Below are 20,220 nucleotides of genomic sequence, written 5' to 3' on the forward strand. Positions count from 1 at the left end.
GTTTGCAATAATTCCACCCGTTTAATTGTCGGCTGGACCAAAGCACTTCACCGGTTCGCAAATTGTTCCCGTACAGGAACCAGCATTTGTGTAAATATATTAATGCGATAATGCTATTAGCGTTTTGTCCAGCGTCGAAGGCATCGTTTTACTAAGATCGAAAGATAGAAGAAATCGAAGCTGCTTGAACAGACGTAGTATTTATTGGGAATTATTCTCCGCTGGATAGCCTTGCCTGATCACACTGTTCGACATGATGGTACTGGCGGGGGAATTTCTCGAGTAGAGCCTTTTGAAAAGACTTTTACGAGAGTAACCGCTAGATAATTAAATTGTAGAATGTACTATCATTTTTATTTATGGTACGAATTGGTTACTACTTTCATACCGAATTTACTCAACGATATGAAAAAGGGGGTCTTGCGCAATGCAGACCCCCACTTTTTTATCACAGAATCTTCGACAGGCTATTTTGGCATTCCCGACCGTCGCCAGAGGTCTTGCCGATAAGCTCTGACGAAACGTTCCTCCGGAGAGGGGATCTCCAAGAGAATCTAAATCGTCCCGCTTAGTTTGCCTTAAACTTTACAACCTTATTATCCAAGGGTTTCACCGTTTGCAGGTAAGCGAATATCGCACGTAAATCTGTTTCCTTCATGCCCGCATACATCATCCACGGCATGGCGGTGTTCATATCTTTCGGTCCGATCTTATGCGGCTTATAGGTTGAATCCGCATAGGCCTTAAATCGTTTGACGAATGCGTCGGCCGTCCACGAGCCGATACCATTGGTTTTATCCGGCGTGATGTTGGCTGATGTGGTGACGCCGTTCGGCATCGGGAACTCCATCCCGCCGCCATATTCGCTACCCGGCACCTTGGTCCCTTTTTCGCGTTTGCTGTGACATTCCACACAGCCCGCCGCATTGGCCATGTAACGACCATACTCGACAACGTCCGTTTCGGCAGGTCTTGTCGTAAAATTGGGCTTGGCAGGCATAGTGTTGATCAGAATGCTGACCGGAAAATCCGCTTCCGCGGCCGCTATGTCGTGCTTTACGGGAGCGAGCGTGCGTATGTAGGCGATGAGGCTGTAAATATCCTCCTTGTCGAGCTGGCCGTAGTTGAGGTAGGGCATAATGGGGAACAATGCGTGGCCGTCCTTACTCTGACCGGAGGTAATGGCGCGGAAGACTTCACCGTCCGTCCAGCTGCCAATGCCATAGGGCGTTATATTACGGGCATAAAACACGCCTGGAAAGCCTAGGTCGCGGCTGAAGAGCTCACCACCGCCACCGAAATTTCCAGGAGCCAATGGGCCCGAGAACAGCGACCAGTCGCGGGAGCTGTGGCAATCCATACATACATTGACGTGGTTAGCGAGGTACTTGCCCCGTTCTATCCGTTCGGGTGTCCTTTCGATTGTGAGAACGGGTGCATCACCTACATCGGGAAGTGCGGTTTTCACATAAGTGGCAGCAGCAGCGGCGGCCAGAATGACCACCAATAGCAGGATGCCCACGATCTTGAGCAGCTTTTTCATAATAGAGGGGAACGGTAAATGGTGAGTTTGAGGAATAGTCAAAATGTACTACAATTTCTGTAAAGTACAAATACATAATTATTTACCGAACAAGCCGGAAAAAGTCTGCAACGTTTATATGCAACAATGTGTCTGAGTTGAAACTCTAATCAGACCAGCCATGAAAAGGATTTTACTCGCTGTGGGTATCGCGTTGCTGATGGTATCGTGTTATATCCGGGATTCTCAGCCGTTTGTTGGTAGTGTAAAGTTTGAAGGGACTGGCTACCGCCCGGTTTACAAAGATCCCGAGGATGTAGCGAAAGTCGAGGTTTCGGCGGCACAAGCGCTCAAAGAACCCGGCAAGATTTACACCTTTGACCGTTATCTTTTTATCAACGAGCTAGGCAAAGGCATTCATATTGTGGACAATGCCGATCCAAAAAAGCCCGAGAATGTTTCCTTTATCTCCATCATAGGAAACTACGACATTGCGGTAAAAGACAACTGGCTCTACGCCGACAATCTCTCGAACCTGCTGGTGATCGATATCTCAAATCCAAAGGTGCCGAAACTGACGAAAACGATCCCTAATGTAATTCCGGTTGTCAGCTACCCGATGCTGACAGGCGTGTACTTTGAATGTGCCGATCCAAAAAAAGGCGTCGTTGTTGATTGGGAGAAGGTGTCTATGGATGAGCAACCTAAATGCTACCGATAATTTTTAGCGGATACGCATCAATCACTATAAGAAACTAATTGTACCAATGAAAAAACTGATTCCACTATTCTTTCTGGGGCTCGCCGCCATTGGCATGATGCTCATTCTTAATGCTTGCCAGGAAGGTGATGCTTCTAATGACGTGAGCCCCCAAACCGGTACGGGCGGCTCCATGGCGCGTTTCGCCATTACTGGCAACACGCTTTACATTGTTTCCAGGCAATCGTTGGAAGTTTACGATATCAAAGACGGCGGCAATCCGGCCAAGGCAGCGACCCGAAACCTGGGCGTGGGGATTGAAACGATATTCCCGTATCAGCAAAACCTGTTCGTGGGAGCAATGGATGGGATGTACATTTATAATAACAGCACTCCGGACAATCCGGTGCTCATGTCTAAATACACACACGTGATGTCGTGTGACCCGGTGGTGGTGCAGGGAAAATATGCCTATGTGACATTGCGTGCGGGGGTGAATTGCCGGCCGGGAGGGTCTTTCAGCTCGCTCGATGTGGTCGATATTACAGATCCAACGTCACCGAGCCTTGTAAACAGCCAGGTAATGGAATCGCCTTACGGTTTAGGCGTTTCGGGAAACAAGCTTTTTGTATGTGAAGGTGATAAGGGATTTCGCGTCATGGATATCAGCGATCCGACCAAGCCCATCAGGAAGCATTTTTACCAGGAAGTACCTGCTTACGATGTCATCGTCCGGAACAAACACCTGATCATTACGGGCAAGAAAGGGTTGTATCAATACGAATACGACGATTCCGACAGCCTGGATTATCTTAGCCAAATCCCCGTTTTATGAGTGCGGCTTCTGCGATCGGGGTTTTGAAGTGTGTCGGCACGGGTTGAAGTTATTACCATTCCCGTGCCTTGACTAACGCTGAGTAAATAGATTACTCGAAGGTAATTATCAACCGGCAAATTATCTAATTGGTTGTAACTGCTTGTTAATAAATTCTACTTGATTGCCAACATTTATTGATTAAACGGTTGAGTTTTACCCAAATTTGTAGTAGTCCGGCATGTGCAACATGTTGGGGAATTGCATTAAGGTGAGTGTTATTGTGGCGAGACGGGAAAATATGACTTAGAAAGAAGCCGACTGCCACTTGGAATAGGCTTAAACTAAAAATCATTTTTCCGATTGTACGGAAAAATGATTTCAATTACTTACTCAACGTTATCCGATTGCTCGGCTAATGTGACGCAATGTAGTTTTTTATGTCTAATTGCGATTTAAAAGAGTTAGAAATTCGACTAATATTCTGAAACTATCGACTAATGAATGGACTATTTTATTGTAACTGTCCTCGTTCAGCAGAAGTGTTGCCGTTAATTGAAATCAAATCCTGACTTGTTAAGTCAAATAAAAATCCCGTCCGTCAGATGGCAGGATGCCCGGCCCGGGAATAGCTTGTGGCTCGGCGGGTTAGCTTCTCTCAGACGGAATGTCTTCTTTTACTCACTCAATCCGGAGTGCGGCCTCAGCTGCCGGTTTCCGGTTTCTTTTTACTGTTGAACTTTTTCTCAGCCGTTTTAGCTTTCTCGAAATCCAGCACAACGCCATTAATGCAGTAACGAAGGCCGGTAGGGGGCGGGCCGTCGTCGAAAACGTGGCCCAAATGCGATTTGCAGCGGCCGCACATCACCTCAATGCGGCGCATTCCCAGGCTGTTATCGGTTGCTTCGATAATTGATTTTTTGTTGATTGGCTCAAAGAAGCTAGGCCAGCCGCAGCCGCTTTCATATTTGGCGTCGCTCTTAAAAAGCGGGTTGCCGCATACGGCGCAATAGAAGGTTCCGATTTCTTTCGAATGCTCGTACTCGCTCGTAAATGGTCTTTCGGTGCCTTTGAGGCGTGCTACCCGGTACACTTCGGGCGAGAGGACCTTTTGCCAGTCATTGTTGTCTTTTTTGACCGGCGCGGTTTCAGTATGCGAATATTCGGGTGCTTTTTGGGCAGGTTTGGTTTGTTCAGGGGAAGACTGCCCGTAGCAATTTTGCAGCGTCAGGGCGAAAACTCCCGCTATGGCAAACATGAGGATGTTTTTCATGCGTCGTGATCTGTTGTTTACAAGATATACGCTAAAAACACGCGCGTAGGTCAAACAAATTCCCGAAATGTTATAACTAAAATTATTGAAGGCAATCAGATGAAAACCGAAAGGTCGCGGACGCCCAGTTTTCGCGCCGTTGTGAAGCCTTCCCCGTATCTGACGCCGATAGCATGACCCATTTCCTGCGCACGCGCAATCACGAATTCAAGGAACTCGGGCGTCGAAATGTAGCTCTGCGGCTCGTTATCGCCTTTGTAATCGGGCACGTGGAACTGACTTTTGAAGGCTTTAATGGCTTCCACCTTCTTGTCGTGGAAATCGGTGATGTCGACGATGAAATCGGGCGTAATATAGCGGTCCTGAATGGAATGGAAAACTTGCTTGGGACGCCACGCTTCTTGTGGATTGCCTTGCTCGTCGAAAGTCTCGATCATACGTAATCCCGAATAGAAACAAGCTTCGGCTACAAGTGCGCTGCCACGGCCGTGGTCGGGATGGCGGTCGTTGATTGCATTGGTAATGACAATGTCTGGGCGGTATTTGCGGATAAATGGAATGATCGCCTTTTGGTGCGCTTCCTCGTTTTTGAAGAAACCGTCGGCAATGCCCACATTCTCGCGCACTTCCACGCCCAGGATACGTGCGGCGTCGAGGCCCTCCTGAATGCGGCCTTCGGGCGTTCCGCGCGTGCCAAGTTCGCCTCTTGTGAGGTCTACAATTCCTACTTTTTTACCCAGCGCCATTTGCGCAAGCAATGTACCGGCGCAGCACAGTTCCACATCGTCGGGATGTGCTGTGATGGCAAGGATATCTAATTTCATATTTAGTTTCAGATTACTTGATGCGCAGCTTCTGTCCGATCCGCAGGGTAGTTCGGGTGGACATCCGGTTTCTGCGTGCAATGGAAGAAATGCTCACGCCATACTTGGAGGCTATAGAGCCCAGCGTATCGCCGGAACGTACTTTATGTAAAATGGAGCGGGAATAGGCGGTAGGTGCGTCGCCGGCTTCAAATTCGCTTTTCGTCGATTTGCCGCGAATATGGCTCCAAGCTGCGCTCGTTAGCATGAAATGGTCGGAGCGGATCGCTGTCCCCGGCCAATCGAAAATATGCTCAGGGTCGAACGGGTTACCTTCGTAGCGGTTTTCATAATGCAAATGGGAGCCTGAGCTCCGGCCTGTATTTCCCCCCAAACCGATTACTTCACCTGCTTTCACAAGCTGACCTGATTCAACCATTTGTTTGGAAAGGTGCCCATAGAGCGTTTCCAGGCCATTGTAATGCCTTATCACTACGAAACGGCCATACCCGCTGCCGTCCCAGGCTACAATCCGAACCATACCGTCGTAGGTACTACGGACCGAATCACCTGTTTCCAGGTCGAGGTCGGTACCGTTGTGCCAGCGGCCCCAGCGATAAGCGAAATGGGAGGTGACTGGCGTACGTTCCATCGGTGCGGCCCACATGCGGTTGGCAGCCTGGTCATATAGTTTGAGATCCACCGGCTCGTCGAATTCAGCAGGGCTTAGGCCGTAGGGGTTGATGGTGCGCGCATCCCAGATCACGTAATATTCAGCAGCTTTTACCCATTCATCTGCAACAAGCACAGAGTCTTCGGCGATCACAACTTCGGTTTCCCCTTCGTCAATGGTAGTAGTGTCTTCATTCACGACGGGGTTCAGCGGTTTGACCGGCTCAAACTGGTTCTGGAATTTTAGGTTGGAAGTTTCTACTTCGTATTCGTCCTCAGGCTGCGGCGTAGCTTTGGTGGTCGGGCCCTCATTGGCGTTGTTGCCCGACTGGTTGATCTTGGGGTTTCTTCGGAATTTTCCTCGCTCTTGCGCTTGCGTGTTCCAGGATATTAAACACACGACCATTAGCAAACATACAATAAGCTTTACTTTCATAAGTATCATACCAAATCAGACTACGCTGCGGGTGAACATCCAGCGTAGCCTGACTCCTATTTGGGTTGTGCAATTGATTTAAGCTGCTTCTTCTTCGATTATAACGTCCACTTCCCGTTCCACCAGAAATCTTTCCGCATCCAAAGCCGCCATACAGCCTGTTCCCGCGGCGGTGATCGCCTGACGGTAAACATTGTCCTGGGCGTCACCACAGGCAAATACGCCTTTGATGTTGGTGCAGGAGCTTCCTTTAATCGTCTGGATATATCCGGTTTCGTCCATGTTGACGTAACCTTTGAAAATATCCGTATTAGGTTTGTGGCCAATCGCAACAAAGAAACCGGTTGCTTCTAAAAGTTGCTCCTCGCCGGTTTTATTATTTTTCACTAAAACCGATTCAAGTCCGTCTTCGCCGTTCAGCTTCACGGTGTCAGTATTCCAGAGGATCTCAATGTTAGGCAACGTTTCGAGACGTTTCTGCATGATCTTCGACGCGCGCATTTCGTCGCGGCGGACGAGCAGATACACTTTCCGGCAAAGTTTGGCCAGATAGCTGGCTTCCTCGGCCGCCGTATCGCCGGCACCTACAACCACCACATCCTGTCCGCGGAAGAAGAAACCGTCGCAAACGGCACAGGCAGATACGCCGCGTCCGTTCAAGCGTTCCTCTCCTTCAAGGCCAAGCCATTTGGCAGAAGCGCCGGTAGAGATAATGACTGCGTCGGCGGTGATTTCGTGCTTGTTGTCGATGATCACTTTATGCGGGTAACCCGTAAAATCAACCGAAGTTGCCAGGCCGTAGCGAACGTCCGTACCAAAGCGCTTCGCTTGTTTTTCAAAATTGATCATCATTTCCGGGCCGGTAATACCGTCGGGATAACCAGGGTAATTGTCAACTTCTGTCGTGATGGTCAATTGGCCACCCGGCTGGGCACCTTGGTAAAGTACAGGATTCAATCCCGCACGTGATGCATATATGGCGGCAGTATAACCGGCAGGGCCGGAGCCGATAATTAAGCAGGAAACTTTCTCGGATGACATGATATTATAAAAACTACTGTTAATGACGAATGTTCTCTATTTAACTGGAAAACCAGAGGTACCATGAAAGGCGGATCTTCGTGTGTGAACGTGGATTTTACCTTTGTGTACCTATCGGTACAACATTGTTGGACTGACAAAAGTGCAAAATTTCAGCCCGTTATGCAAATGCAGTTAGAGTATACGCCATTCGATTCTTCGGTTTTTCTGGCGGTCTTCATCCGAATCATTGGGCGTCATCGGCTTGGTTTCACCATAACCTTTGGCCAAAATCCGGTCGGCCGCAATTCCGGACTGTTGTAGATAATATTGGACCGACTGCGCCCGGCGTTGGGACAGTGCCATATTCTCGGTATCCGAGCCCACATCGTCGGTGTGGCCGGAAATTTCGATCTTTATGGTTTTGTTTTTATTCAAAAAATCGCCCAGCTTGTCCAGCTCTACTTTCGACTTATCGTCCAGAATGTATTCACCTGTTTTGAAAAATATGTTGTTCAAAATCTCAGCGCGGTCTTTTTCTATCGCTTCGAGCGGAATATCGAGATCGACCACCGAATGATCGTCATTGACAGAAAAAGACAGGCTTTTAAAAAGATAGCCCTGTCTTGAAACATAAAATGCATATTCCCCGCCGCTATTAAGCACGGCCAGAAACGAGCCATTTTGGCTATCGGAAGTGAATGAGCCGACTTTGGTCTGCGTTTTCAGATCGAAAAGGTCGATGTCGGAGGCCAGCACAGTGCCCGTTTTTTTGTCAAAAACTTTACCCTTTGCATAGCGCGTCGGCGTGATGATCTTTTGGAGGGATTCGGGTACCTGGAAGGTGTATAGCAACGAGCGGCCATTGCCTTTATCGGAATTGTCATCGGTATAATAGGCATTCTTTCCATTGGAAGCAATGAAAAGGCCCACCTGGTCGGAAGCAGTGTTGATGGGGTAGCCGATGTTGGTGGCGGGCGCCCAGGTCGTGTCTATTTTTTGAGTAACAAATATATCGAAACCACCCATGCCCGGCAGGCCATTGGAAGAATAGAATAATGTGCGGCCGTTGGCATGAATGAATGGGGCGTTCTCCTCGTCGCTGGTGTTAATGGCCGGGCCCAGGTTTCGCGGCGCAGTCCACTGTTTTTTGTCATTCAGATAACTCACCCAGATATCCCGCTTACCCACGCCTCCTTTTCGGTCGGAGGCGAAATAGAGCGTGTGGCCGTCGGCAGACAAGGAAGGCTGTGACTCCCATTCGCGGGAATTAACTTCCTGGCCAAGGTTTACGGGCTGACTCCAATCTTTGCCTTCTTTATGGGAAAGATACAAATCGCAGCTACCTAAGCCGTCGGGCCGGTTGCAGGCCGTGAACACGAGCGTGCGCCCATCAGCGGAAACTGTGCAAGTCCCTTCGTTGTTAGTGGTATTGATGGTTTTGGAAATCTCCTCGGGCACATCCCAGCGGTCCGCCGCGCGGCCGTCTTTTATCCGTTGTGTAAAATAGATGTTTTCGTCTCGGTTCTCCGTTAATCCAGTGAAAATCAATGTCTCGTCATCGGCCGTCATTACCGGGAAATACTGTGTTCCGAGGAAATTGACCGTGTCGCCCATGGATCTTTTATCAATAGGCAGCGGATTCTTAGCAGCCTGCTGCGCAAACTTTGCCGACGCCAACGATTTTTCGGCTAACCGTCCCAAGCTCGATTTTACGGGAAAGAGCGCCAAGGCCTTTTCGAAATAAAACTGGGCTGAATCGTAACGTTGTGCATTGAAATGATCTCGGCCAGTCCATTGCAATGCAGGACCAGATTGCGGCGCGTCCGGTTTGAGCCGGATGGCCTTATAGTAATGCTTGCGCGTGAGATCGGTGTTTCTTTGGAGCTCATAGATCTGCGCGAGCCGTAAATGTGTGTCGTAGCTATTCGGCTCGATTTCCAGCACTTTCTCGAACAATTCGATCGCTTCCGGAAGCTTTCTTTCCTGCCATGCTTTTTGTGCCTTGTCGTATACTTGCCGGGCTGTTCTGGATAATGTAACGTCTTGGGATAAAACGGGTTGAAGAGTAAAAATGCCTAGTGCGAGACAAAAAAGAATTATTCGATGCATTATGGAATGTTCATAAATTTGTGAGTTTGTAACGACATTTTCCATTTGGGATTGTCTTTGATATAGTCGATTATCAAAGGCAACATGACCTCCTGCTTACTCCATTCGGGCTGCATGAGCAGTGTGCAGTCGGGCGAAACCTTGGCTGCGTGCTCTTCCGCAAAGTCGAAATCACTTTTGTTATAAATGATCGTTTTCAGCTCATCGGCATTGGTGTAAATGTCCGGGTGCGGGGTTTTAAATTTTTTAGGAGAAAAACAAACCCAATCCCAGTGTCCGGTAAACGGATAGACGCCCGAGGTTTCGATATTGGTTTTGAAGCCCGCGGCCTGCAACGCGCCGGTGAGTTCGTCGAGATTATACATCAGCGGCTCGCCACCGGTAACGACCGCCAGGCGACCGGGATATTGCAAAGCACCTGATACAATATTGTTTATATTGAATTTGGGATGCAGGCTCGCGTCCCAGGATTCCTTCACGTCGCACCAGTGGCAGCCCACATCGCAGCCGCCGAGGCGGATGAAATAGGCGGCACGACCGCTGTGCTGACCCTCACCCTGCAAGGTGTAAAAGGCTTCCATCACCGGTAGTTCGGATGTAACGATAGGCAAAGTTTCGGTAAGCAAAATCTTGAAATTCTTAATGTTGTAAAAATAGGTAACACGCCGGGTCGGCGGAAAAATCCCGTAAAGGTACAAAATTCAAACTTCCTGCCTTCGATATGGGTTTTCTCAAATAGTAGCATATTTGCAGTTATGAATATAGTACCCATCCATCAGCAAGAAGTAATTTGTGCGCTGGCGACGCCCTCGGGTGTAGGCGCGATCGGCGTTATACGTGTATCGGGCCTGGGCGCTATCGCCATGGTGAACAGCGTTTTCAAAGGTAAAAACCTCGAAAACGTCGAAACCCACACCGTGCATTTCGGTACCATCAACGCCGGCGACGAGATCATCGACGAAGTACTCGTTTCGGTTTTCAAAACGCCGCGTTCATTTACCAAAGAAGATTCCGTCGAAATTTCCTGCCACGGCTCCGACTACATTATCCGACAGATATTAAAGGTACTCATCACGAAAGGCGCCCGCATTGCTAAACCGGGCGAGTTCACCCAGCGTGCATTCCTGAACGGCCAATTCGATCTGGTGCAAGCCGAAGCCGTCGCCGACCTCATCGCTGCCGACTCGCAAGCCAGCCACAAAACCGCGTTGAACCAACTGCGTGGCGGTTTTTCCAAAAAACTCGCCTCCCTTCGCTCAGAGCTCATCCATTTCGCCTCCATGATCGAGCTCGAACTGGATTTCGGGGAAGAAGACGTAGAATTCGCCCAGCGCGACGATTTGCGCAGGCTCATCATCGCTTTACTTGACGCCATTAACCCCCTCATCAGCTCTTTCGATTTTGGCAATGCCATTAAGGAAGGCGTGCCCGTTGCCATCATCGGCTCTCCGAATGTCGGAAAATCGACATTGTTGAATGCATTATTAAATGAAGAGAAAGCCATCGTCACGGCTATTGCAGGCACGACGCGGGATGTGATTGAAGACACGATGGTGCTGGACGGCCTGAAATTCCGCTTCATCGACACGGCGGGTATTCGGGAGACTACGGATTTGGTGGAATCGATCGGCATCGAGCGTTCCAAATCGGCGATGGACAAGGCGGATATTGTGATTTTCCTTTTTGACAGTGTTGAAACGCTCGCGGAGAACCGTGCCTTGGCCGCATTGCTGCCAGCCGGGAAGGAAGTCCTTTTTGTTTTGAATAAAACGGATATTAATCCTGCTTTGGCCGACATGCTATCTTCTGCCGATGTAAGCATTATTCCTATTTCTGCCCATACGCAGCAAAATTTACCTGCGCTAACCCGGAAGCTTGTTTCATTAGTTCACGGGCAAGCCGCTGGCGATACGGTTGTAACTAATTTGCGGCATTACGAGCATTTGGTAAAAACTTCGGATTCTTTAACGGAAGTTTTGAACGGGCTGGCGCTGGGCGTCACTGGCGACTTTCTGGCGCAGGATATAAGGCTGGCGCTGCATCATTTGGGAGAAATTACGGGAACCATTGTGACGGATGATTTGCTGGATAATATCTTTTCCCGCTTTTGCATTGGCAAATAAATCAAAGAAGGGTGTTGATAACTGATTGTTAATCCATGTGTTATATATTTTCGCGATCTGTTTTTTTATTTCGCCATTTTTATAATTTACAGCATGACATCAAACTTAGCCATATCCGCAGCAAGCCTACACGCTCTTTCAAAAATCGTGTCCAATGCAGGCATTCAGCGTATAATGCTCGATCAAGATTTCCGATCAAGTGGTGATCAGATAAAGAGCTTACTTAAAATAGTGGTGCTTCGTTGGATCACAAATGTACACTTGGGGGAATGATTGAATATGCTCACTCACATTTGCTGAACAATTATCGTCATGAATACCTTTATAAAGCTGCCTTACGGAATAGCTACATTTTAAAGAATCATTCACTCGCAAACTCAATACTACTTAATGAATTCCGTGTGGCGCAGTCCAAAGCGGATGCTGTTAGCGGAATGTGGACTATGAAGAGTCTGAGGACGAAATTTTTTCCAGTGACTACTTTTACTATCGAAATGAAGGGTTTTCTGCTTTCCCGGACTACCTTACAATTGGAACCGAGTACATTGAGGGAGGGATGTTGCCATATGCAGTTGTAATTCATCTTACCTACAAAGATAAGGAGAGCGAGAATGTGAGGATCAGACACTTTTTGTCCGATAACAATCTTGATACAAGCGATACGGCGGGAAAGTTTGGTGAAGCGCTCGCGAAGTTAGTTGAGTTCATAAACGAGCAAGACATTCACACTCTTGCATCAGAACAATTCCGAGATTAGCACTTTTACGAAATCATGAAAGTGGTTTTTGTGAATAATTGGAAGTGTCAATAATCTGTCTCCTCCGGAAGGAATCGCCTTATGCAAATTTCTTTGTAGTTGCGGCCGACAGGGAGTCGGTGTCCATCAATAATGACATGATTGGGATGAAGGCGCTCGACTTTGTCCAATGGAACAATAAATGAACGATGAATGCGCATGAACTTACCAGTAGGCAGCAGCTTCTCAGCCAGGCTTATTTTTTGTTTCGAAATAAAAACTTCATTGCCAGTGACCACTTTCAGGTAGTCTTTCACGCTTTCAATCCAATGGATGTCATTGGTATTCACCTTCACGTAACGCCGGTCCACCCGAAGGTACAAGTAGTGTTCCTTTGGAGGCTCGGCCTCCGGCTGGTCTTGCATGATTGGCTTGATACCTTTAAATGTAAAAAGTATTTTGTCAGCCGCCCGAAGGAATCGGGACAAGGAAATGGGCTTTAGCAAATAGTCAACTACATTCAGCTCGAACCCCTCCATCGCGTGCTCCGGATATGCCGTTGTAAGCACGACCATAGGTGGTGCGTTTAAGCTGCGGACCAAGTCTGTGCCCGAAAGGCCTGGCATTTTGATGTCCAGAAAGATCAGGTCTACCTGCGTGGTCTGCAGGAGCTGATATGCTTTGATCGCATTTGAACAAGTTGCTATGATCTCGATTTCCGGCACATGTGCAGCCAGCCGTTCCATGATTTCAATGGCATGCGGTTCGTCGTCGACGATAAGGGTGTGGATTCTCATTATTTGTTACCTGGTTAGTGCAGGCGATAGTGAAAGTTCCAGCTCAGCTAAAAACACGTCCTGTTCGTCAATCCATTCAAAATGGTGCCTGCCCGGATAAAGCAATTCGAGCCGCATACGGATATTTTTCAAACCAATTGCCTGTGGGCTGCCGTCATTTTTTCCGGGTTGTGGAACATCTGATTTGCTATTACTGATCTTGAAGCTAAGGCGCTGCTTATCCACATTGATCTCAATATTGATCCAGGGCATACCGACCGTCTCGCTCGCTCCGTGTTTGAAAGAATTTTCAACCAGGGGAAACATCAGCAATGGTGCGACTTGTTGTGAGCGGATGTTACCGGAAATATCCAGATTCAGGTCGAGCCGACTTTCGTAGCGCATTTGCTCCAATACAATGTAATCTTTGAGAATCTCAATGTCCCTTTTGAGCAGCACTTGATCAGAAGAACATTCATAAAGCATATAACGAAGCACATTCGATATCTTCAGGATAATCTCGGGCGTCCTGGAAGAGCCGGCCAGCGCGAATGCATACAGGTTATTGAGCGAATTGAAAAGAAAGTGCGGATGTAATTGCCCTTTTAAAAAGTTAAGCTCCGCCTCAAATGCAGCTTCCCTGCGCTCAAACCAGAGCAGTACAAATTTGAGCGCAATACCAATCCAGACGATCACATTACTCCTTTCAACCGCATTCACAAAATCGATAGGACTGAACAATTGGCTGTGCCAGGTGCCGTCCAGCTTTGCCCAGGTGAAATGCGGATCTTTTTGCGCATAGTACCGGAATACGAAAGGGTCCGAAACGAAGATCTCTGCCAGCCTGTACAACAGCGCCGCCAGCAGCAAACAAATACCGATCGCTACCAAGGTTTGCACATATTTTCCGGGCAGGAAGAGGTGGGCAAATACCGGCCCTGACAGTACGTAGTAATAGCAAATGTGTACAGGTAGCAGCATATGTACTGTACTGATTCCCAGCCAGTAGCTCTGGTAAGCCGTGCCGTATATGAAAGTCAGCAGCAAGACCGCACACAGCCAAAACAGGGTTTGTCTGAAGACGGGCTTTACTAACAAAAGGGGCAGACTTCTCATTCTGCAAAAATACCTTTTGCAGTTAGTTTAAGAAGAAAAACGTCGACAGAAAGCGATTTTCGGCGACGAAAATTTCGTTTTAATTTTACCTGTCCGGAATTGCAAGCAATCCTTTCATTTCTTGTTGATGAATGGGCTTCCCCTTGATAAGGTCTTTGATGGCAACGTCGATGAATGCACTGATTTCCATCGCCCGCGGCTGCAAAGCCACGCCGCCATAGTCTTCGTAGTTACACTTTTTGTTTTTGAGCATCTTCACCAGGTCTCTGAGGGCCGGGTGGTCTGTGACAATAGGCTGTTCTTCGTACTCATAACCTGTTGACGAGCTTCGCGACCCGTTTACACAGGACAACATCAAATTGACGACGTATTGCCCGGCGGGCACCTCGATCGTCACTGCGGTAACTAAAATCCCATTTTGCGCTTCCAGGCTTTTGCTGATAAACATCAGCCCTGGCGGCAGCGTCAATTTGATGGATTCGTCGGTTTCATTGTAAAAATTAAGACAGAGCTGCACCTCCCCGCCGTGTCCGTAGTTTCTGTTCTGTTTGTGAATGGCGTCAAAGCACTCCTCGTATTCGCCCGGTTTTTCTAAAAGCCTGATCCCCTTTGGCCACACAAAAGGTACACCTTCCGGACGGTCAGTTGAGGCCCCGAAACCTTTTACTGACTGGAAACCCGGGTCCTGATCTTTTCCCTTTTTACTGCACGCTGATATGATCACGAGCCCCATTAATAGCAGATTTAATTTTCTCATGGCGTTTTTAAACTTTCGCCAAAGTTGAAAACGTTCACTGAAATTCTATTCCTACCGGCGACAAACCGCGGCTTTCGTCGACAAACGTGGGCCTACTGTTTAGCCGCACATAGGCCGTTAAGATCGCAGGAAGAAACCGGCAAACTCAAATTTTCTGAGACGTCACATTCCGACAAGCATTCTAAACGCCAAATTTTACAATAGTGCTGATATTTACACCTTTTCGACGCTTCTATTTAAATGATATCAAAATACAGTCACTGGTCGTCAAATATTGCAAAAGGTTTGGTATTATTTGTACTTAAAATTGTACTGTTAATGTTTTCCTAAATTAAACACATTATCTAGGACGCGTTCGTATATATACCATCGTTACAGTCATTTTTCTTGGTTAGCTCTTGATTGTTTCCGGAAACAACCGATGGGAGCATCGCCATGAAAAAGTGTGATAGGACCGTTATATGCCGGGCCAGGTCTGATGAAATGTGTAAATAAAATAACTATAAAGTGCCTGAGATATTAACAGTTAACTAAAACAGTTGCCTACTATGATTACAAATCGACTAAATCCCCTACCGGGGTTTGGCAGGCCTCTTTGTGCCATGCTAATCGCGGGATCCATGCTTTCGTACCAGGTGAAAGCTGCTATATCCTCGCCTTTTTCCTATAAAGTGGAAGCGACTGCGGAAAAAGTACTCAAAGGCAAAGTGCTCGATGATAAAAACGCGACGTTGCCGGGAGTGAGTGTTGTGGTGAAGGGTACTTCAACCGGGACTATTACTGATCCTGACGGTAATTTTGAATTGAAAGTGGAAGACCAGGCTGTCACGCTTGTTTTTTCTTTTATCGGTTACGTTACTAAGGAGGTTGCCATCGGAAATCAGTCCAGCTTCAATGTCACACTGGCCACGGATAGCAAGGAACTCACAGAAGTGGTGGTGGTGGGTTATGGAAGCCAGCGTAAGGGAGACATTACCAGCTCGGTCGTGCGCGTTTCGCAGGAGAATTTTGTAAAAACACCGGCGCTGGATGCGGGTCAGTTGTTGCAGGGAAAAGTGGCCGGTCTTACCATTTCAGCGCCAAGCGGTGACCCTACCCAAGGTTCCCAGATCCTGCTTCGGGGAAATACAACGCTGCTGGGTGCCAACTCCAATCCATTGGTATTGATTGACGGTGTGCCAGGCGACCTCAAAACCGTAGCGCCAGAAGACATTGAGTCCATGGACGTTTTGAAAGACGGTTCTGCGGCTGCGATTTATGGAACACGAGGTACGAATGGGGTGATTATTGTGACCACAAAACGCGCCAGCGGCAATTATAACAGCGCAGTAGAATACAATACTTCGTTTAGCACGCAGATGGTCGCTCGCAAGCTGGACCTGCTCACAGCCGCAGATTACCGCGAGCATATTAAACAGGGTATCCGGGAACCGTCGTGGGACCTGGGATCGGATACGGACTGGATGAAAGAAATCTCTAAAAAAGCATTGAGCCAGGTCCATAACCTGACTTTTAGAGGCGGTAGTCACCGGACCAATTATCTGGTAAACCTTAACTACCGCTATCTGGATGGCATTTTTATTAAATCAGAAAACAAGACCTTCAATGGCCGCGCAGATGTAAACCATACCATGTTTAACGACAAATTGAACATCAACCTTGGTTTTATCAACTCTTACAACAGCTATCCGACCACCGGCGACGGGGTGAGTTTCAATGGTTATACTTACCGCCAGGCGATCATTCAAAATCCGACAGCACCATTGCAGAATGAGGATGGAACCTGGTTCCAGCAAACTGGGATCTTCAATTATGATAATCCGGTGGCACGCTTGCGGGAAAGTGACGGTAAGAACAATTCGCAGAATACCCGGGTTACGACCAATCTGAGCTATAATCCCATTGAAGACCTGAAACTATCCGCCCTGTTCTCTTATAATCAATATAATCAAAATCGGGGCTACTCAGAGACTAAAAGTCACATATCTGCATTGCGGGACGGGCGAAACGGGTACGCGTCCATTGGTTCGGTGCGATCGGTGGATAAGCTGATGGAGCTTACTGCGCAGTATTCTAAGAATCTGAACCGTCACAAAATGTCTTTACTCGGCGGTTATAGCTACCAGGATAACTCATTCTCAGATTCTTTTATGCAGAACTGGGATTTTCCGACCGACAAGTTTTCCTATAACAATATCGGGATCGGGGACGCACTGAAGACGGGACTTGCCCCGATCGGAAGCTCCAAAAGAGAGACCAACCTGATCGGTTTTTTTGCAAGAGCTACCTACAACTTCGATGACCGCTATTTGTTGTTGGCAAGTATCAGGCACGAAGGTGCAAGCCAGCTTTACGGCACCAAAAATCCTTGGGGAACGTTCCCGGCGGTTTCGCTGGGCTGGCGCATCAGCAATGAAGCTTTCATGAAAGGGCAGACGATTTTTGACGACCTGAAACTGAGGGCAGGGTACGGCGTTACAGGAACGCAGCCCAATAACCTGTTCCTGGGCGTAGCGATCTTGAACTATCAGAAGTTTTTTTACAGCAATGGAAAGTGGGTGCAAACACTTGTACCGGCACAAAACCCAAACCCGGACCTGAGATGGGAAGAGAAACATGAATCCAATATCGGACTTGATTTCGCCATTCTTAAAAACAGGGTTAACGGGAGCATCGATTTTTATAACAGGAAGATCAAAGGACTTTTGTACGATTTCCAGGTGCCAAGTCCGCCGAACTTGTACACGTCGACACGGGCCAATGTGGGGGTGATGGAAAACAGGGGACTGGAAGTTCTCGTGAACTTTGTGCCGGTGCAAACCAAGAATTTTACCTGGAATTCGAGCGTCAACTATTCGACTAATACCAACAAGCTGGTGAGTCTTTCAAACGACATTTACAAAGCGACCAACAACTATTTTACCACGGGTGCAACCGGCGACCCGGTCCAGACCTTTACGCACATTGTGCGGATCGGCGATCAGGTGGGTGATTTCTACGGTTTCAAAGTGGTGGATATATCCGATGACGGGAAGTGGATTTACGAAGGACGCGATGGCCAGCCTCAGCCGTATGACCAGTTTCAGCATGCATTTGAGGACAAGCGGGTGCTGGGTAACGGTCTGCCCAAATTCTACCTCAACTTCAATAACAACCTGCGATACAAAAACTTCGACCTGGGCGTAACCATGCGTGGGGCATTCGGATATCAGATCCTGAACTACCAGCGGATGTTTTTTGAAAGCACCGGCCTTCAGCAGTACAACAACCTAAAATCGTCTTATGATAAGGTTTTTGGAAAAGCAGTCCTGAGTCCGACCATGCCGCAGGAGTTCAATAGTTACTACATTGAAAATGGTGATTTCTGGAAAATCGACAACATTACGCTGGGTTATGATATCAGGAAGCTCAAAACAAAATACATCAAATCCATCCGCATTTACGGCTCTACACTGAATACATTCACTTTTACCAAATACAAAGGGGTAGATCCGGAAGTGGACAGGCTGGGCCTATCTCCCGGGAATGACAGCCGGGACAAATATCCGATGACACGGACCTTCACACTTGGACTGAACCTGTCACTGTAAAAACTTTTAAAATATTGATTATGAAAAATATACACTTTGGATTAAAAGGTAAAATCGCGGTTGTAGCGTTGCTGCTGGGCACCTCATGTACCGATCTGAAAGATGAAAGTTTTGACCGCATTATTGCCAATCAGTTCACACCTTCGTCAGGTGATGTGGCCTCATTGGTGGGGGCCGCCTACACCAACTGGCGTGACGTGATGCAGCAATGGAACGGGCTTTTCCGCACGCAGGAAATTTCCGGTGACCAGCTGGTGATCCCGTCGCGTCCCAATGGCTGGGTCGACGGTGGCGTTTACCGCAGAATCCACGACCACAAATGGACGGCCGATGACGAAATTGCGATCAATAACTGGAACAGATCTTATGCAGGAATCGCCAACTGTAACAGGCTGATATACCAGATTGAATCGGGGAGTATTCCATTTACAGATGGAAAAGAAGCGGTGATAGCCGAACTGAAAGTACTGCGCGCATCCTATTATTATGTGCTTTGCGATCTTTTCGGAAATGTCCCGATTATCACGCAGTTTGATGTTCCGGCTGGCTTTATCCCGGAGCAAAGCACGCGGAAAGAAGTTTTTGATTTTATAGTAAAGGATATCCTTGACAATGCACCGCTGTTATCGGACAAAAATGACCCGACTACATACGGCCGCTTTAACAAATGGGGCGCCCATACTTTGCTTGCCAAAATGTACCTCAATGCAGAAGTTTACACCGGAACGCCCGCCTGGGAAAAGTGCATTGAACAATGCAACCTGGTGATCAACTCCGGCGCTGGATATGCGCTGGAAGCGAATCAAAAAGAGGTGTTTAAGACAAATAATGAGTCTTCCAAAGAGATCATTTTTGCAATACCTTTTGATATCAAATATGTGACCGACTGGAACGGGTTTTCGATCCACATGGAAACGCTGCAACCTGCCAATCAGGCTACTTATAATCTGTTAAACACCCCCTGGGGCGGCATATGCGCTATCCCTCAGTTTATCGATTCTTTTGATAAAGACGATGAACGTCTGGTAAGCAACTGGATCCAGGGCCCGCAGTATTCGGCGGGCGGCACTCCCCTGAAAAGTACACTGGGTGCATTTGCAGGAAAACCATTGAGCTACATCAACCAGCTGCCCGGTGTGGACCAGTCAGAAGAAGTCCATGGGTTCAGACTTGGAAAATTTGAAATCGAAAAAGGTACCACCGTGAACCTGAGTAACGACTGGCCACTGCTTCGTTATGCAGATGTGTTACTGATGAAGGCAGAATCACTTTTACGCAGTGGAAAGGCCGCGGAGGCTGCGGTCATCGTTACTAATGTGAGAGAACGTAACTTTAAGAACAACCCAGCAAAAGCTGTTGTTACTGGTGCCGACCTTCAGAAAGGAAGCAGTTATGCTTACGGATTAAAAAACCATACGACAACCACGAACGAGGGCGGAGCGGACATCAAGTTTGGTCGTTTTTTGGATGAGTTGGGCTGGGAATTTGCACAGGAAGGCCGACGCAGGCAGGACCTGATCCGGTTTGGTGTGTTTACAACCAAGTCGTGGCTGTCGCACGTGCCCAATGGGGCCTACCGTAGCCTGCTCCCGATCCCCAGGCCGGAGTTAAACAAAAATGCAAATCTGACCCAAAACAATGGGTACTGATCTATTTTGCTGAAATTTGCAACGGTGATATACTCACACATAAATGACAAATCTTAACTAGTAATGCCGTTTATGTGTGAGTGTCAGCTTTAATCCGGTATTAGATGTCGATGATTTCTCA

At 47.8% G+C, this 20,220-nt stretch carries 16 protein-coding genes; 6 read left to right on the forward strand and 10 right to left on the reverse strand.

Annotated features, from left to right (window positions below; genetic code table 11):
- Positions 1–568: 568 nt before the first annotated feature.
- Complete coding sequence (locus LZD49_RS00070) at positions 569–1,543, reverse strand: c-type cytochrome (RefSeq protein WP_234665263.1); 975 nt, start codon at positions 1,541–1,543, stop codon at positions 569–571.
- A 160-nt stretch (positions 1,544–1,703) separates the two neighbouring features.
- On the opposite strand from LZD49_RS00070, the gene LZD49_RS00075 reads away from it, so the two are divergent.
- Positions 1,704–2,243 (forward strand): hypothetical protein, encoded by a 540-nt coding sequence (locus LZD49_RS00075; protein WP_234665264.1) that lies wholly within the window; start codon positions 1,704–1,706, stop codon positions 2,241–2,243.
- Between the two features lie 46 nt (positions 2,244–2,289).
- Positions 2,290–3,057 (forward strand): LVIVD repeat-containing protein, encoded by a 768-nt coding sequence (locus tag LZD49_RS00080; protein WP_234665265.1) that lies wholly within the window; start codon positions 2,290–2,292, stop codon positions 3,055–3,057.
- Positions 3,058–3,739: 682 nt separating this feature from the next.
- Here LZD49_RS00080 and msrB read toward each other — a convergent pair.
- The 6 genes from msrB to LZD49_RS00110 all read right to left on the reverse strand — a co-directional run bounded on the left by msrB (position 3,740) and on the right by LZD49_RS00110 (position 9,933).
- Positions 3,740–4,309, reverse strand: coding sequence for a peptide-methionine (R)-S-oxide reductase MsrB (msrB, locus tag LZD49_RS00085; RefSeq protein ID WP_234665266.1), 570 nt, complete (start codon positions 4,307–4,309; stop codon positions 3,740–3,742).
- A gap of 95 nt (positions 4,310–4,404) precedes the next feature.
- A complete protein-coding gene (gene bshB1, locus LZD49_RS00090; RefSeq protein ID WP_234665267.1) occupies positions 4,405–5,133 on the reverse strand; it encodes a bacillithiol biosynthesis deacetylase BshB1 in 729 nt (242 codons plus the stop codon).
- Positions 5,134–5,146: 13 nt separating this feature from the next.
- The gene (locus tag LZD49_RS00095) at positions 5,147–6,220 is read right to left on the reverse strand and encodes a peptidoglycan DD-metalloendopeptidase family protein (RefSeq protein WP_234665268.1); all 1,074 of its coding nucleotides are present in this window, start codon (positions 6,218–6,220) and stop codon (positions 5,147–5,149) included.
- 78 nt (positions 6,221–6,298) lie between these two features.
- Positions 6,299–7,261 carry a thioredoxin-disulfide reductase gene (gene trxB, locus LZD49_RS00100; RefSeq protein ID WP_234665269.1) on the reverse strand — a complete coding sequence of 321 codons (963 nt, stop codon included), beginning with the start codon at positions 7,259–7,261 and terminating at the stop codon, positions 6,299–6,301.
- A gap of 174 nt (positions 7,262–7,435) precedes the next feature.
- Positions 7,436–9,352 carry an OmpA family protein gene (locus tag LZD49_RS00105; protein ID WP_234665270.1) on the reverse strand — a complete coding sequence of 639 codons (1,917 nt, stop codon included), beginning with the start codon at positions 9,350–9,352 and terminating at the stop codon, positions 7,436–7,438.
- On the reverse strand, positions 9,352–9,933 hold the full coding sequence (locus tag LZD49_RS00110; protein ID WP_234666660.1) for a 7-carboxy-7-deazaguanine synthase QueE: 582 nt from the start codon (positions 9,931–9,933) through the stop codon (positions 9,352–9,354). The genes LZD49_RS00105 and LZD49_RS00110 overlap by 1 nt, the downstream gene beginning before the upstream one ends.
- Positions 9,934–10,107: 174 nt before the next feature.
- Between LZD49_RS00110 and mnmE the strand changes: the two genes are divergently transcribed.
- Positions 10,108–11,475 (forward strand): tRNA uridine-5-carboxymethylaminomethyl(34) synthesis GTPase MnmE, encoded by a 1,368-nt coding sequence (gene mnmE, locus LZD49_RS00115; protein ID WP_234665271.1) that lies wholly within the window; start codon positions 10,108–10,110, stop codon positions 11,473–11,475.
- A 436-nt stretch (positions 11,476–11,911) separates the two neighbouring features.
- Positions 11,912–12,232 carry a sce7725 family protein gene (locus LZD49_RS35955; RefSeq protein ID WP_409021288.1) on the forward strand — a complete coding sequence of 107 codons (321 nt, stop codon included), beginning with the start codon at positions 11,912–11,914 and terminating at the stop codon, positions 12,230–12,232.
- Positions 12,233–12,279: 47 nt separating this feature from the next.
- Here the strand turns inward: LZD49_RS35955 and LZD49_RS00120 are convergent, their stop codons facing one another.
- The 3 genes from LZD49_RS00120 to LZD49_RS00130 all read right to left on the reverse strand — a co-directional run bounded on the left by LZD49_RS00120 (position 12,280) and on the right by LZD49_RS00130 (position 14,860).
- Entirely contained in the window at positions 12,280–13,008 is a 729-nt protein-coding gene (locus LZD49_RS00120) for a LytTR family DNA-binding domain-containing protein (RefSeq protein WP_234665272.1), read from the reverse strand.
- A 6-nt stretch (positions 13,009–13,014) separates the two neighbouring features.
- Positions 13,015–14,103: a sensor histidine kinase gene (locus tag LZD49_RS00125; RefSeq protein WP_234665273.1), complete on the reverse strand. Its 1,089-nt coding sequence runs from the start codon at positions 14,101–14,103 to the stop codon at positions 13,015–13,017.
- 85 nt (positions 14,104–14,188) lie between these two features.
- Complete coding sequence (locus LZD49_RS00130; protein WP_234665274.1) at positions 14,189–14,860, reverse strand: hypothetical protein; 672 nt, start codon at positions 14,858–14,860, stop codon at positions 14,189–14,191.
- Between the two features lie 620 nt (positions 14,861–15,480).
- Between LZD49_RS00130 and LZD49_RS00135 the strand changes: the two genes are divergently transcribed.
- Complete coding sequence (locus LZD49_RS00135) at positions 15,481–18,450, forward strand: TonB-dependent receptor (RefSeq protein WP_234665275.1); 2,970 nt, start codon at positions 15,481–15,483, stop codon at positions 18,448–18,450.
- A 20-nt stretch (positions 18,451–18,470) separates the two neighbouring features.
- Complete coding sequence (locus LZD49_RS00140) at positions 18,471–20,099, forward strand: RagB/SusD family nutrient uptake outer membrane protein (protein WP_234665276.1); 1,629 nt, start codon at positions 18,471–18,473, stop codon at positions 20,097–20,099.
- The last annotated feature ends 121 nt before the right edge of the window (positions 20,100–20,220 follow it).

It is taken from the genome of Dyadobacter sp. CY261 (genome assembly GCF_021440085.1).
GTDB lineage: Bacteria > Bacteroidota > Bacteroidia > Cytophagales > Spirosomataceae > Dyadobacter.